General features: G+C 71.0%; 13 protein-coding genes. 8 read left to right on the forward strand and 5 right to left on the reverse strand.

What is annotated here, in order from left to right; genetic code table 11:
* Positions 1 to 239 precede the first annotated feature (239 nt).
* Both J2S22_RS18715 and J2S22_RS18720 read left to right on the forward strand, forming a co-directional pair.
* A complete protein-coding gene (locus J2S22_RS18715) occupies positions 240 to 1,235 on the forward strand; it encodes a DUF1223 domain-containing protein (protein WP_272774916.1) in 996 nt (331 codons plus the stop codon).
* A 548-nt stretch (positions 1,236 to 1,783) separates the two neighbouring features.
* Positions 1,784 to 2,167, forward strand: coding sequence for a DUF2794 domain-containing protein (locus tag J2S22_RS18720; protein WP_272774915.1), 384 nt, complete (start codon positions 1,784 to 1,786; stop codon positions 2,165 to 2,167).
* A 205-nt stretch (positions 2,168 to 2,372) separates the two neighbouring features.
* Here the strand turns inward: J2S22_RS18720 and J2S22_RS18725 are convergent, their stop codons facing one another.
* The 4 genes from J2S22_RS18725 to J2S22_RS18740 all read right to left on the reverse strand — a co-directional run bounded on the left by J2S22_RS18725 (position 2,373) and on the right by J2S22_RS18740 (position 7,786).
* The gene (locus tag J2S22_RS18725; protein WP_272774914.1) at positions 2,373 to 3,134 is read right to left on the reverse strand and encodes a Bax inhibitor-1/YccA family protein; all 762 of its coding nucleotides are present in this window, start codon (positions 3,132 to 3,134) and stop codon (positions 2,373 to 2,375) included.
* A 259-nt stretch (positions 3,135 to 3,393) separates the two neighbouring features.
* A complete protein-coding gene (locus J2S22_RS18730) occupies positions 3,394 to 4,212 on the reverse strand; it encodes a Bax inhibitor-1/YccA family protein (protein ID WP_272774913.1) in 819 nt (272 codons plus the stop codon).
* A 233-nt stretch (positions 4,213 to 4,445) separates the two neighbouring features.
* Positions 4,446 to 7,028 carry an ABC transporter permease gene (locus tag J2S22_RS18735; RefSeq protein ID WP_272774912.1) on the reverse strand — a complete coding sequence of 861 codons (2,583 nt, stop codon included), beginning with the start codon at positions 7,026 to 7,028 and terminating at the stop codon, positions 4,446 to 4,448.
* Positions 7,025 to 7,786 carry an ABC transporter ATP-binding protein gene (locus J2S22_RS18740; RefSeq protein WP_272774911.1) on the reverse strand — a complete coding sequence of 254 codons (762 nt, stop codon included), beginning with the start codon at positions 7,784 to 7,786 and terminating at the stop codon, positions 7,025 to 7,027. Before J2S22_RS18740 ends, J2S22_RS18735 begins: the two co-directional genes overlap by 4 nt.
* Before the next feature lie 160 nt (positions 7,787 to 7,946).
* On the opposite strand from J2S22_RS18740, the gene J2S22_RS18745 reads away from it, so the two are divergent.
* Complete coding sequence (locus J2S22_RS18745) at positions 7,947 to 8,582, forward strand: arylesterase (RefSeq protein ID WP_272774910.1); 636 nt, start codon at positions 7,947 to 7,949, stop codon at positions 8,580 to 8,582.
* Between the two features lie 73 nt (positions 8,583 to 8,655).
* On the forward strand, positions 8,656 to 9,219 hold the full coding sequence (gene thpR, locus J2S22_RS18750) for an RNA 2',3'-cyclic phosphodiesterase (protein WP_272774909.1): 564 nt from the start codon (positions 8,656 to 8,658) through the stop codon (positions 9,217 to 9,219).
* Here thpR and J2S22_RS18755 read toward each other — a convergent pair.
* The gene (locus tag J2S22_RS18755; protein WP_272774908.1) at positions 9,174 to 9,812 is read right to left on the reverse strand and encodes a GNAT family N-acetyltransferase; all 639 of its coding nucleotides are present in this window, start codon (positions 9,810 to 9,812) and stop codon (positions 9,174 to 9,176) included. The genes thpR and J2S22_RS18755 overlap by 46 nt on opposite strands.
* A 359-nt stretch (positions 9,813 to 10,171) precedes the next feature.
* On the opposite strand from J2S22_RS18755, the gene zapE reads away from it, so the two are divergent.
* The 4 genes from zapE to sucD all read left to right on the forward strand — a co-directional run bounded on the left by zapE (position 10,172) and on the right by sucD (position 14,705).
* Positions 10,172 to 11,344, forward strand: coding sequence for a cell division protein ZapE (gene zapE, locus J2S22_RS18760; RefSeq protein ID WP_272774907.1), 1,173 nt, complete (start codon positions 10,172 to 10,174; stop codon positions 11,342 to 11,344).
* 211 nt (positions 11,345 to 11,555) lie between these two features.
* Positions 11,556 to 12,521 (forward strand): malate dehydrogenase, encoded by a 966-nt coding sequence (gene mdh / locus J2S22_RS18765; RefSeq protein WP_272774906.1) that lies wholly within the window; start codon positions 11,556 to 11,558, stop codon positions 12,519 to 12,521.
* 130 nt (positions 12,522 to 12,651) lie between these two features.
* Complete coding sequence (gene sucC / locus J2S22_RS18770; RefSeq protein WP_272774905.1) at positions 12,652 to 13,821, forward strand: ADP-forming succinate--CoA ligase subunit beta; 1,170 nt, start codon at positions 12,652 to 12,654, stop codon at positions 13,819 to 13,821.
* Positions 13,821 to 14,705, forward strand: coding sequence for a succinate--CoA ligase subunit alpha (gene sucD, locus J2S22_RS18775; protein WP_272774904.1), 885 nt, complete (start codon positions 13,821 to 13,823; stop codon positions 14,703 to 14,705). Before sucC ends, sucD begins: the two co-directional genes overlap by 1 nt.
* The last annotated feature ends 167 nt before the right edge of the window (positions 14,706 to 14,872 follow it).

Below are 14,872 nucleotides of genomic sequence, written 5' to 3' on the forward strand. Positions count from 1 at the left end.
GCTGCGGCCGCCGCCTCGCGCGGCGGCCGTGCCGTCCGCAACCGAGCGTGGCTACGCGCTAACACGGCCTCACTTCGAAGTGAGTGGCGGGTGACGCGGACGGCGTACTATCCAGGTCGACGGCGGCGATTCCTTCGCCACCCGACGCCGCCCTTCGAGGATCCCTATCGGTCCGTCGCAACGGACCGCCCGGCGCGCCGCCGTCGCGCGTGCGCCCCATCAGACTAGCGAGGCCGAGCATGAGGACGAGACGCGCGCGCTGGACCGGCGGTCTCGTGCTCAGCCTGATGGGATCCGGCGTGCTGGCGACGCTGAGCGTTCTCGCCGCCGGGCCCGCCGCTGCCCAGGCCGGCGGTCCGGCCGCGCCGCCGGCCGAGCCGGTGACGACACGCTCGCTCTCCGTTCCGCCGGCGTCCGCACCCTCCGTGTCCGCACCCTCCGTGTCCGCGCCATCCGGGACCGCCCCGGCCGGCGCGCCGCAGCTCTCCTCCGCCCACTCCACCACCGTGACGGTGCCGTCGCCCGGCAGCCAGACGCGTGCCGTGGTCGAGCTGTTCACCAGCCAGGGCTGCTCGTCGTGCCCGGAGGCGGACCGCGTCCTCGCCGAGCTGAAGAAGGACCCGACCCTCGTCGCGGTCAGCCTGCCGGTGACCTACTGGGACTATCTCGGCTGGAAGGACACGCTCGCCGATCCGCGCCACACGGCGCGCCAGACCGCGTACTCGCACGCCCGCGGCGACCGCGCCGTCTACACGCCACAGGTGGTGGTCAACGGCGCCGCGCACGTCCTGGGCAGCGACAGGGCCGCGATCGAGAGGGCGGTCGCGCGCGGCCGCGGCAAGGGCGCCGGGCTGCCGGTCCCGGTCCGGCTGTCGGTCAGCGACGGCAAGGTCTCGGTGAGCGCCGACGGCGCCCGTCCGGCCGTCGCGTCGGGCTCGCCGGCGGCGGCCGCGGCCGCAGCGGCGACGAGCGGCGAGGTCTGGCTGCTCGGCGTCACCTCGGCCGTCGAGGTGGCGGTCGGCCGCGGCGAGAACTCCGGCCGCACCATCGTCTACAGCAACGTGGTGCGCCGCTGGCTCAAGCTCGGCGACTGGAGCGGGGCGACCCGCACCTGGACCGTGCCGGTCGCCGACATCAAGGGCGACAGGATCGACGCCGTCGCGGTGCTGATCCAGGGCGGCACCGCCAAGACCCCGGGCGTCATCCACGGCGCCGCCTTCCAGCGGCTGCACTAGGGCCCGGCAGGCCGGGCGCCGGCATCCGGGCCGCCCGGCGGCATCCTCCACCATGGTCGGATCGGAATCGGGCCTGCAGCGTTCGCGCAGGCAAAGAAGACGCGCACGCAAAAAAGAAGGGCCGGCAGGACCGGCCCTCGAAAAACATTTGCGGGAATGAACCGTCGGACGGCCGGCCGTAGCCGAGCCGTCCATTGGCGACAGGGTCCGGCCCTTACGAGCCCGGGGGGCTGGGGGGCTGAGGAACCGGTTCTCTTCTCGGACCGGACCCGATGCCAATGGCGAGGTTATCCCATCCCGGATCGACTGCGGCGCGGCCGAATTCCGGCAGCATTATGAAAGGTCTAACGAACGCGTGATCGCCTCGTGAGGGAGCGTGACACGCGTTCTGTCCGCGGCCGCGGCGTTGCCGTCCGGACCGGCCCGCCGCCGCTGCGCGCATGCGTGTCGCGACGGCCCGGCCGCGACGCGGACGCGCTTGCCCTCGGCCGGTCCGGGGGTGATCATGACGCCGATGTGACCGATCACGTCCCACCAGGAGGAGCCGCATGAGCCTCGAGCTTGGCGACAGCGACCCGAGCGAGTCCCGCGGGAGCGAGGGAGCGGTTCTCGCCCCGTTCCCCGCCGTCCCCACCCGCGTCACCTTCAACAAGCGCGAGCTCTCCCGCATTCTCGGCCTCTACGGCCGCAAGGTCGCCTCCGGCGAATGGCGCGACTACGCCATCGACTTCCACAAGGACCGCGCCGTGTTCTCGGTGTTCCGCCGCAGCGCCGAGGTGCCGCTCTATCGGATCGAGAAGAACCCCAGGCTGTCGCGACGCCAGGGCGCCTGGCGCGTGGTGTCGGCGACCGGCCTGATCGTCAAGGTCGGCCACGAGCTCGACCGCGTGCTGCGCGAGCTCGACAAGGCGAGCCTGCGGGTGGTGGGCTGAGCGACCGTTCAGGGTCCCGTCACCCGCAGCCCGCCTGGAGCGTAGCGGAACGCCGGGCCAGGGGCGGGGCGGTTCCTCCCGCATTCCGTTTCATTTCATGCGGCCACAGTCGCCGAACAGCGCGGCGCGTAAATGTGCTCCGTCCGAACGAAAACGCCCCGGCCGGAGGCCGGGGCGTTCGTTCTCTCGCGATGGGGAGGGCGGGTCAGCGGCGGTCGCCGACCAGCCGCAGCAGCATCAGGAACAGGTTGATGAAGTCCAGGTAGAGCGACAGGGCGCCCATCACGGCCTTGCGGCCGGCCAGCGTCCCGTCGTCCATCGGATCGTACATCTCCTTGATCTTCTGGGTGTCCCAGGCGGTGAGCCCGGCGAAGATGAGGACGCCGGCGACCGACAGGGCCCAGTCGAGCCCGCTCGACTTCAGGAACATGTTGACCAGGCTCGCGATGATCAGGCCGAACAGGCCCATGATCAGGAACGAGCCCATGCCCGAGAGGTCCTTCTGGGTCGTGTAGCCCCACAGGCTCAGCGCCCCGAAGGCGGCCGCCGAGATGAAGAACACCCGGGTGATCGAGGCCGCCGTGTAGACCATGAAGATCGACGCCAGCGACAGGCCGAGCAGGCCGGCATAGACGAAGAACAGCAGCCGGGCCGTGCTCGCCTCGATCCGGTTGATCCGGAAGCTGAGATAGAAGACGAGGCCGAGCGGGGCGAGCACCAGCACCCACATCAGCGGGCTGCCGAACATCGCCTGCCCGAACGAGGTGAGGCCCGTGATGTTGCCGGCCGCGTCCGTCACCACGGCGAGCTGGAAGGTGAGCCAGGCCGTGATCCCGGTGAGCGCCACGCCGCCCGCCATGTAGTTGTAGACGGTGATCATGTGGGCGCGCAGGCCCTGATCGACCGCGACGGCGCGGTCGCCCGCGTAGCCGCGGGACGCGATGGTATGGCGATCGAAGTCCGACATGGGGGAAGATCCTTTCTGTCCGCCCGAGACGGGGCCCCGGAAGGGCCCCGGCATCAAACCTGGCTCGAATGTAGGACGCCGGCGTGGCGCGGTGAAGACCGGCGGGGCGTCACGCCGCATGACATTTTCGCCATCCGGGGACGTCGTAAACAGTCTCTTCGGCCCGAATCCGGCCCTCCGAAACCAAAAACCGGGGCCGCGTGGCGGCCCCGGTCGATCCTTCGGCGCCGGTCGCGCCCGGCGCGGGCCGGGCCCGGCCTCACTCCTCGCGCTGGCCGAGGAGCTGCAGCAGCATGGTGAACAGGTTGATGAAGTTGAGGTACAGCGACAGCGCGCCCATGATGGCCGAGCGCTCCATCACCTCGCCTTCCATGGCGCCGTAGATGTACTCGTTCTTCAGGCGCTGGGTGTCGTAGGCGGTGAGGCCGGCGAACACCAGCACGCCGATGACCGAGATGATGAACTGCATCATGGTCGAGCCCAGGAAGATGTTCACCAGGCTGGCGATGATGATGCCGAACAGGCCCATGATCAGGAACGAGCCCATCCCGGAGAGGTCGCGCTGGGTGGTGTAGCCCCACAGGCTGAGCGCGCCGAAGGACGCCGCCGTGATGAAGAACACCCGCACCACCGAGGTGTGCGTGAACACCATGAAGATCGAGCCGAGCGACAGGCCGACCAGCGCCGCGTAGATCCAGAACAGCAGCTGGGCGGTCGCCGGACGCATGCGCTCGACGCCGAAGCTCAGCGCGAACACGAGGCCGAGCGGGGCCAGCATGATCACCCACTTCAGCGGGCTGACGAACACCGTGTAGCCGATCGGGGTCAGGAACATGCCGCCGATGCGGGCCGGCCCCTCGACGCCGCGGATCACGGCGCGGGCCGCCGCCGACGGGTCGCTGGTGACCGAGAGCATGTAGATGCCGAGCGCGGCGAGGCCGGTGATCGCGAGGCCCAGGACCATGTAGTTGTAGACGCGCAGCATGTAGGCGCGCAGGCCGGCGTCGATCGCCGCCGCCTCGGCTCGCGGCACCGTCCCGTAGGCCGCCCCGATCGTGTTACGCTCGTAGTCCGACATCGTCGAACCCCCTTCTCGTGTTGTCCGCCAATCCGCGGCGTGTCGCCCCGCGGTTCGAGCTCGCCCGTGCTACTGCGAGCGGGCTCGACTTGAACCCATTATATGCGAGCGGCCGCCGCGGCGCGTCGGCGACGGATTGTCGCAAAGCGCGATTTTCCAAGTCCCGACCAGGATTTGTGCAGCGGCGTGTTGTCGCAAAGCGCAGTCCCGGCAGGGGGTGTGGAGCAGAACCGTTAAAGGCTCCTCAACACCCCGGCCGGCTTCCGGCCCAGCGCCGCGACCGTGCCGAGCAGTCCGCAGGCCACCGTGACGGCGAGTGCCCCGAGGGCGGCTGCCAGGGCCGGGCCGGCCTGCCAGACGAAGGGCAGGTTCATCAGCCCCGCCACGATGCGCCAGCCGGCGATCGAGCCGGCCAGCACCCCGAACAGCACGGCGGCGGCGCCGATCAGGAGGTATTCCATCAGGTAGGCGGTGACGAGCTGGCGGCGGGTCGCCCCCAGCGTCTTCAGCACCACGGCGTCGTACACGCGGTGGCGGTGCCCGGCGGCGAGCGCCCCGGCCAGCACCAGCACGGCGGAGACCAGGGTGATGCCGCTCGCCGCCTCGATGGCGCGCGAGAGATTGCCGACCACCCGGGCGACCTGGTCGAGCGCGTCCTTGACCGGCACCGGCGTGATGCCCGGCCAGGCCCGGGCCACCGTGTCGAGGAGTGCCGCCTCCTGGGCCGGCGTGCCGCCGGCCGGGAACGTCACCGTGGCGATGTCGGTGTGCGGCGCCCCGGCGAAGGCGCCGGGCGAGAACACCAGCACGAAGTTGATGCCGAGCGACTGCCAGTCGACGGTCCGGATGTTGGCGATCGCGGCGGTGATGTTGCGGCCCAGCACGTTGACCGTGAGGGTGTCGCCGAGGTTCAGGCCGAGGCCCTCGGCGATGCGTTTCTCCAGCGACAGCAGCGGCGGGCCGCGATAGTCCTCGCCCCACCAGGTGCCCTCGACGACGCGGGAGCCGGGCGGCACCGTGCCCGCATAGGTGATGCCGCGGTCGCCGTGCAGGGCCCAGCTGGCGTCGGGCCGGATCTTCAGATCCTCGGCCCGCACCCCGTTCGCCGCGACGATGCGGCCGCGCAGCATCGGCACCCGCTCGAAGGTGGCGCCCGGTGCCTCGCCCTTCACCAGCGCGTCGAAGCGCGCGGCCTCGGCGGTCGGGATGTCGAGGAAGAAGAAGGACGGCGCGCGTTCGGGCAGCGCCGCCGTGAACTGCTGCCGCAGGTTGCCGTCGATCTGGAGGATGGTGACCAGGAGCGCCATGCCGAGCCCGAGCGAGATGACGACGGTCGGGGTCAGGGCGGCGGGCCGGTGGATGTTGGCGACGGCGAGCCGCAGCACCGCCGAGCGCGGGCGTGGCGCCCGGCGCGCGATCGCCATCACTGCGGTGGCGACCAGCCGCAGCAGCAGCAGGACGGCGAGCGCCGAGCCGACGAAGGCGGTGGCGATGCGGCGATCGTAGGAGGCGCCGATCGCCAGCGCCGCGAGCGCGATCGCGGCGATCAGGGCCGCCGCCACGTAGCGCCGGCGCGGCCGGCGCTGGTCGGGCACGACGGCGTCGCGGAACAGGGCCGAGACCGGCACGTCGTGGGCGCGGCCGAGCGGCCACGCCGCGAAGGCGACCGCGGTGAGCAGGCCGTAGAGCATCGCCAGCGCCAGCACGTCGGCGTGCAGGGTGGGGACCAGCGGCAGCGGCAGAAGCGCGCCGAGCGCGCCGGCGATCGCGAAGGGCAGGGCGGCGCCGAGCAGCAGCCCGAGCGCGCCGCCGACCGCGGCGAGCAGCAGGATCTGCGCGAAATAGAGGGCGACCACCTGGCCGCCGGTGGCGCCGAGCGACTTCAGGGTGGCGATGGTGTCGCGCTTGCGGTCGAGATAGTGGCGGGTCGAGTTGGCGACCCCGACGCCGCCGACCAGGAGGGCGGTGAGGCCGACCAGCGTCAGGAACTGGGTGAAGCGGTCGATGTTGCGCTCGAGCTGCGGCGAGGCGTTGCCGCTCGCCCGCACGTCCCAGCCGGCGTTCGGGAAGCGCCGGTTGGCGAGGTCCTCCAGCGCGTCGGACGCGGCGATCGGATCGCCGGCGAGCCGCACGCGATAGATCCAGCGCACCAGGCTGCCGGGCTGCAGCAGCCCGGTCGCCCGCAGCGCCGCCTCGCTCACCAGCACGCGCGGCCCGAAGCCGACGCCGCCGGCGAGCCGGTCGGGCTCGCGCACCATGGCGGCGTTCAGCACCAGGGTGGCCGAGCCGATCGTCACCCGGGCGCCGCGCTCCAGCCCGAGCCGGGCGAGCAGCAGCGGGTCGACGACGGCCCCGAAGGCGTCGCCGTCGCGGGCCAGCAGGGTGTGCAGCGGCGCCGGCGGGTCGGTCTCCACCGCGCCGTAGAGCGGATAGGCGGCATCGACCGCCTTCAGCTCGACCAGCGTGGAGCGGCCCTCGGCGGTGCGGGCGAGCGCCCGCATGGCGGCGGCGACCGAGAGGTCGCCGGCGGCCGCGAGGAAGCGCCGCTCGTCCGGGCTCGCCTCGCGCTGGACGAGGTTGAACGAGATATCGCCGCCCAGGATGGCGCGGCCCTGCTGGGCGATGCCCTCGGACAGGCTGCGCGAGATCGAGCCGACGCCCGCGATGGTCATCACGCCGAGCGCCATGCAGGCGATGAACACGCCGAAGCCGCGCAGGCCACCGCGCAGGTCGCGCGCCGCGATGCGCAGCCCGGTGCGCCAGCGCGCGATCGGGCCGGTCGCCGCGTCCCGCCGTCCCGCGTCGATCGCCGTCATGGCGCGACTGCCGCGACGGCGCCGGTGCGGCCGGTCGCGCTGTCGGAATCGATGCGGCCGGAGCGCATGCGCACGACGCGATCGCAGCGCGCCGCGAGCGCCGGGTCGTGGGTGACCAGGACCAGCGTCATGCCGCGCTCGGCCTGGCCGGCGAACATCAGGTCGACGATGCCGCGGCCGGTCGCCTCGTCGAGATTGCCGGTCGGCTCGTCGGCGACCAGGATCGACGGGGCCGGCGCGAGCGCGCGGGCGAGCGCGACGCGCTGCTGCTCGCCGCCGGAGAGCTGCGAGGGATAGTGGCCGAGCCGCTCGCCGAGCCCGACGGCCCCGAGCTCGGCACGGGCGACGTCGAAGGCGTCGCGGCTCCCCGCCAGCTCGAGTGGCACCGCGACGTTCTCGATCGCCGTCATGGTCGGGATCAGGTGGAACGACTGGAACACGATGCCGATGTTTCGGCCGCGAAACCGGGCGAGCGCATCCTCGTCCATGGCGCCGAGATCGGTGCCGTCCACCACGACCGACCCGGAATCGGGGCGTTCGAGGCCGGCCATCACCATCAGCAGCGTCGATTTGCCCGATCCCGACGGTCCGGTGAGGCCGATCGCCTCGCCGCGCCCTATATCAAGGGCGATGTCCTTGAGGATGTGGACCCGCGCCGCGTCCCGGCCGAGCGCGAGATCGACGCCGGTGAGCGAGATGGCGGGTGCGAGGGAGCGAATGATCGTGGAGCTTGCGGGCTTGGAGCTTGTGTCGTCCATCGTCGGGTCTGTGCTGCGCCGTCCGTGGCGGGGGACAAAGGAGATGCCGGGCGGCCGCGCCCTTCCGCCGTCGCCGGTGCGACGGCCGTCCCCCTCATATGGGACGGCGGGGCGCCGGGTCCAGCCGCCGGGCCGGCTCGGCGCCCTGGTGGCGGGGGCGATGCTGCTCGCCGGAGCCGCTGCGACGGGCGCCACGGCGCAGACCGCGGCACCGCCGCTGCGGATCGTCGCACTCGGCGATTCCCTGGTTGCCGGCTACGGGCTGCCGCCCGGCGACTCCTTTCCGGTTCGGCTCGAGAAGGCGCTCGCGGCGAACGGCCGCAGCGGGCCGCGGGTCGAGATCGTCAATGCCGGCGTCTCCGGCGACACCGTGACCGACGGCCTCGCCCGCCTCGACTGGGCGATCGGCGACGACGTCGACGGCGTCATCGTCGAGCTCGGCGCCAACGACGCGCTGCGCGGCATCGATCCGGCCGTCACCCGCAAGGCGCTGGACGCGATCCTGAAATCGCTCGCGGCGCGGGGCCTGCCGGTGCTGCTCGCCGGCATGCAGGCGCCGCCCAATCTGGGACCCGAGTACAAGCAGGCCTTCGACCGGATCTTTCCCGAGCTCGCCGCCGCCTACGACGTGCTGTTCTTCCCGTTCTTCCTCGACGGGGTGGCGGCCGAGCGCAACCTCAACCAGGCGGACGGCATGCATCCGAACGGCAAGGGCGTCGGCGTGATCGTCGAGCGCATCCTGCCGAAGGTGGAGGAGCTGGTCGGGCGCGCCGCGGCGCGCCGGGATGCGAAGTGACGGCTCTGTCATTCCGGGGCGTGCCGTCGGCCCGCGCCCCGGAACGACCCGGAGCGAAACCTGGACCGAGACCATGCCCAGACTGTTCACGGCCCTGGAGATTCCCGCCGAGATCGGCGACCGGCTGGCGATGCTGCGCGGCGGCCTGCCGGGCGCCCGCTGGATCGATCCCGAGAACTATCACCTGACGCTCCGCTTCATCGGCGACATCGACGATGCGCTGGCGAACGACGTCGTCCAGGTGCTGGGCGGGGTCTGGCGCGCCGCCTTCGACCTCGCCCTCGACGGGCTCGATGCGTTCGGGGGCCGCAAGCCGCGCGCCGTGTTCGCGGCGGCGCAGGCGATCCCGGCGCTGGTCGAGCTGCAGGCCGAGCACGAGCGGCTGCTGCAGCGGATCGGCCTTCCGGCCGAGGGACGGAAGTTCTCGCCGCACGTCACGCTCGCCCGGCTGCGCGACACCTCGTCGCGGCAGGTGGCCGACTATCTGGCGACCCGGGCCGGCTTCCGCTCGGCCCCGTTCCGGGTCGAGCGGTTCGTGCTGATGTCGTCGCGCGCCTCGACGGGCGGCGGACCCTATGTGGTCGAGGCCGCCTATCCGTTCTGGGCGCCGGCGCTCGCCGTCCCGCCCTCCGGCTGAGTCCCGTCGGCGGCCGGAGCGGCCGGCCGCAGCAGCCGCGCCTGGAAGTCGAGGCAGGCGGCCGCGAAGCTGTGGCTGTCGGTGACCAGCTCCCGCATCAGCGAGAGCGGCGTCGGCCGCGGGTTCTGCACCTTGCCGACCACGGTGCCGAAGTCGAACGAGAACTCGGCCGCGAACTTGCGCGCCAGCTGCTGCATCCGGTGGTTCTCGGACAGGCAGGCGATGTGCATGAGCTTGATGCCGCGGTTGCGGGCGGCGAGCAGGCAGCGCTCCAGCAGGGCCGAGCCGACGCCGTGGCTCTGCCACGGCCGCTCGACGCTGAACGCCGCCTCGGCCTCCCGGCTGGTCGCCGGCGGGATGAGGCGCAGATCGGCGGCGCCGCGGAGAATGCCGTCGACGTAGAAGCCGTGGATGATGGTCTCGGCGGCGTCGAGCGTCGCCGCGTAGCTGCGGATCATCTCGTCCGACACGGCGCCGCCGAAGCGGCTGCGGCGGCTGTCGGCGTCGAGCCGCAGCAGATGGTCCCGGTAGGCGTGCGCCTCGACCGGCCAGAGCTTGCGGATCAGTCCGCCTTCGATGAACACTTCCTGCATTCCGGGGGTCTCCTGCGCTCGCGCGTCTTCGGCCCCGGACGTTCCCCCATGCTTCCCGGCCTTCGACCGGACCGGACTGCGCCCGGCGACTTTTGCTGCAACGCAACATAAGCACGGCGTCCCCCGACGCCAGGGGCACTATCGCAGCGCTGGTATTCCGAAACTTGATCCATCGTAAGGATGTGGAAGAAATTCCCGTTATTGGCGAATACCCACGACTAAAGTTGTAGAAGGCCCGCGCCGGAGCGGGCCGGGCTCGCCGCAGCGCGGCGACGGGCGACAAAACCGCGACGTCGCGCTTGTGGAACCGGCCCATCCCCCGTTAAACGAAGGCGAACCCCCGCCGCCCGGAACCCGACTTGTCCATTACCGAGCGATACGCCGCCCTCGTCGCCGCCGGAGAGATCGAGCGCGACCGCGCCCAGGCCCGCATCGTCGAGGCACTCGGGGACCTGCAGGAGCGGCTCGTCACCGACCGGATCGCCAGGAAGTCGTCGGCGCTGGGCTGGCTGTTCGGCGGGCGCGACAGCAAGCGGCCGCCCTTCGTGAAGGGACTCTACCTTCACGGCGAGGTCGGCCGCGGCAAGACCATGCTGATGGACCTGTTCTACGCCACCAGCCGGGTCGAGAAGCGCCGCCGCGCCCATTTCCACGAGTTCATGGCCGACGTGCACGACCGCGTGCACGTCTATCGCCGCCGCCTGAAGGCCGGCGAGGTCGCCGGCGGCGACCCGATCGCGCTGACCGCGGGCGATCTCGCCGCCGAGGCGTGGCTCCTGTGCTTCGACGAGTTCCACGTCACCGACATCGCCGACGCGATGATCCTCGGGCGGCTGTTCACGAAGCTGTTCGAGCTCGGCGTCGTGGTGGTGGCGACCTCCAACGTCGTCCCGGACGAGCTCTACAAGGACGGGCTGAACCGGGCGCTGTTCGTGCCGTTCATCGGGCTCCTGAAGGAGCACATGGAGGTGATGCGGCTCGACGCCCGCACCGACTATCGCCGCGAGAAGCTCGCCGGGGTGCAGGTGTGGCACGCGCCGGCCGACGCGCAGGCCGATGCCGCGCTCGACGACGCCTGGCAGCGGCTGACCGGCGGCCACGAGACCGCCGAGCACAGCATGACCGTGAAGGGACGCGTGCTGAAGGTGCCGCGCTCCGGCATGGGTGCGGCGCGCTTCAGCTTCCATGATCTGTGCGAGCAGCCGCTCGGCGCGTCCGATTATCTGCGCCTCGCCCACGAGTTCCACACCCTCGTGCTCGACCATGTGCCGGTGATGGATTTCGCCAAGCGCAACGAGGCGAAGCGGTTCATCGCGCTGATCGACACGCTCTACGATCACGGCGTCAAGCTGGTCGCCTCGGCCGAGACCGAGCCGGAGGGGCTCTATCTGGCGACAGTCGGCTACGAAGCCAACGAGTTCAAGCGCACCGTGTCGCGGCTGATCGAGATGGCCTCGGAGAGCTATCTCGAGCTGCCGCACGGCCAGCGCGGCGCGATGTCCGGCGACACCGCCGGGCTGGTCGAGACGTGAGGGGGCGAGCCCCGACGGATCGGCCGGGTCGGTCGGGCGAGCGCGCCCGATCGGAACTGTCGACCGACGTCTTCGTGTGCGCCACGGCGCACGGATTCGGCCCGGGATGCGAATACGGTCGCGACGGCGGGGCGCGACTTGAACGCACCGCGGGAACGCGATAACACCCGAAACCCCCACCGGACAGCAAAAGTTCGAGGACTTCCCCACAATGGCACGGCAAAAAATCGCGTTGATCGGCGCGGGTCAGATCGGCGGCACGCTGGCCCATCTCGTCGGGCTCAAGGAGCTCGGCGACGTCGTGATGTTCGACATCGCCGAAGGGATTCCCCAGGGCAAGGCCCTGGACATCGCCCAGTCCTCGCCGGTGGACGGTTTCGACGCCCGCTATGCCGGCACCAACTCCTACGAGGCGATCGAAGGCGCCTCGGTCTGCATCGTCACGGCCGGCGTGCCGCGCAAGCCCGGGATGAGCCGCGACGACCTCCTCGGCATCAATCTGAAGGTGATGGAGCAGGTCGGCTCCGGCATCCGCAAATACGCGCCGAACGCCTTCGTGATCTGCATCACCAATCCGCTCGACGCGATGGTGTGGGCGCTGCAGAAGTATTCCGGCCTGCCCAAGCACATGGTGGTCGGCATGGCCGGCGTGCTCGACTCGGCGCGCTTCCGCTACTTCCTGGCCGACGAGTTCAACGTGTCGGTCGAGGACGTGACGGCCTTCGTGCTCGGCGGCCACGGCGACACCATGGTGCCGCTGATCAAGTACTCGACGGTCGCCGGCATCCCGCTGCCCGATCTCGTCAAGATGGGCTGGACCACCCAGGCGCGTCTCGACGCCATCGTCGACCGCACCCGCAACGGCGGCGCCGAGATCGTCAATCTGCTCAAGACCGGCTCGGCCTTCTACGCGCCGGCGGCCTCGGCCATCGCCATGGCCGAGAGCTATCTGCGCGACAAGAAGCGGGTCGTCCCCTGCGCCGCCTATCTCAACGGCGAGTACGGCCTGAAGGACACCTATGTGGGCATCCCGGTGGTGATCGGCGCCAAGGGCGTCGAGCGCATCGTCGAGATCGAGCTGGCCGGCGCCGACCGCGCCGCCTTCGACAAGTCGGCCGAGGCCGTGAAGGGCCTGATCGACGCCTGCAAGAAGATCGCTCCCGACCTCGCGTCCTGAACGCGGTCCGGACGAGACGACCTGTGACAGCGACTTCGGGGCGCCGGGGCTTCGGCCGCGGCGCCCCGAACCAGGACACTGATCGTGGCAACGCCGTCCGGCGCCGTCGGACGCGAGCGGGGGTGTGGGCATGAACATTCACGAATACCAGGCGAAGGCGGTGCTGCGGGAGTTCGGGGTGCCGACGCCGCGCGGCGTCGCGGCCTTCTCGATCGAGGAGGCCGTCAAGGCGGCCCAGGAGCTCGGCTCGGCCGTCACCGTGGTCAAGGCGCAGATCCACGCCGGCGGCCGCGGCAAGGCCGGCGGCGTCAAGGTGGTGAAGACGATCGAGGACGTCGAGAAGGAGGCCAAGCGCCTGCTCGGCTCGATCCTGGTCACCCATCAGACGGGGCCGCGCGGAAAAGAGGTGCACCGGCTCTACATCGAGGAAGGCTCGGCGATCGACAAGGAGTTCTACCTGTCGGCGCTGGTCGATCGCGGCACCGGCCGCATCTCCTTCGTGGTGTCGACCGAAGGCGGCATGGACATCGAGCACGTCGCCGCCGAGACGCCGGAGAAGATCGTGTCCTTCTCGGTCGACCCGGCGACCGGCATCATGCCGCATCACGGCCGCCGCATCGCCCAGGCGCTGGGCCTCAAGGGCGACCTCGCCAAGCAGGCCGAGGTGCTGGTGACCAAGCTCTACGGGGCCTTCGTCGCCAAGGACATGAGCATGCTGGAGATCAATCCGCTGGTCGTCACCAAGGACGGCAAGCTGATCTGCCTCGACGCCAAGATCTCGTTCGAGGGCAACGCGCTCTACCGCCATCCCGACGTGGTGGCGCTGCGCGACCTGACCGAGGAGGACGAGAAGGAGATCGAGGCCTCCAAGCACGAGCTCTCCTACGTCGCGCTCGACGGCAACATCGGCTGCATGGTCAACGGCGCCGGTCTCGCCATGGCGACCATGGACATCATCAAGCTGTACGGCGAGGAGCCGGCCAACTTCCTCGACGTCGGCGGCGGCGCCTCCAAGGAGCGGGTCACCGAGGCGTTCAAGATCATCACCGCCGATCCCAAGGTGAAGGGCATCCTGATCAACATCTTCGGCGGCATCATGAAGTGCGACGTGCTGGCCGAGGGCGTGATCGCCGCCGTCAAGGAGGTGGGGCTCGCGGTGCCGCTGGTGGTGCGGCTCGAAGGCACCAATGTCGACCTCGGCAAGAAGATCATCGCCGACTCGGGGCTCAACGTCGTGTCGGCCGACGACCTCGACGATGCCGCCCAGAAGATCGTCAAGGCCGTGCGGGGGAACGCCTGATGTCCATCCTGATCGACAAGAACACCAAGGTCATCTGCCAGGGCTTCACCGGCAAGAACGGCACCTTCCACTCCGAGCAGGCGATCGCCTACGGCACCAGGATGGTCGGCGGCACCTCGCCCGGGAAGGGCGGCTCGACCCATCTCGGCCTGCCGGTGTTCGACACCGTCGCGGAGGCGCGTGAGAAGACCGGGGCCGACGCCTCGGTGATCTACGTGCCGCCGCCCGGCGCCGCCGACGCGATCTGCGAGGCGATCCAGGCCGAGATCCCGCTGATCGTCTGCATCACCGAGGGCATCCCGGTGCTCGACATGGTGAAGGTCAAGCGGGCGCTGGACGGCTCCAAGTCGCGCCTGATCGGGCCGAACTGCCCGGGCGTGCTGACCGCGGGCGAGTGCAAGATCGGCATCATGCCGGGCAACATCTTCAAGCCCGGCTCGGTCGGCGTGCTGTCGCGCTCCGGCACCCTCACCTACGAGGCGGTGTTCCAGACCACCCAGGTCGGGCTGGGCCAGACCACCGCGGTCGGCATCGGCGGCGACCCGGTGAAGGGCACCGAGTTCATCGACATGCTGGAGAAGTTCCTGGCCGACCCGAAGACCGAGTCGATCATCATGATCGGCGAGATCGGCGGCTCGGCCGAGGAGGACGCGGCCCAGTTCCTGATCGACGAGGCCAAGCGCGGCCGCAAGAAGCCGATGGTCGGCTTCATCGCCGGCGTGACGGCGCCGCCCGGGCGCCGCATGGGCCATGCCGGCGCGATCATCGCGGGCGGCAAGGGCGACGCCAAGAGCAAGATCGCCGCCATGGAAGCGGCCGGCATCAAGGTGTCGCCGTCGCCGGCCCGCCTCGGGACGACGCTGGCGGCTCTGCTCAAGGGCTGACGGGGCGGCCGGCGGGCCGCTGCCGGGCTTCGACGGATCGGAAGTGGGGGGGGGGGGGGGGGGGGGGGGGGGGGGGGGGGGGGGGGGGGGGGGGGCCGGCGGCGGGGGGGGGGGGGGGGGGCCGGGGGGGGGGGGGGGGGCGCCCGCCCCCCCCCCGCCAGACAAAA

It is taken from the genome of Rhodoplanes tepidamans, from assembly GCF_030813915.1.
GTDB lineage: Bacteria > Pseudomonadota > Alphaproteobacteria > Rhizobiales > Xanthobacteraceae > Rhodoplanes > Rhodoplanes tepidamans.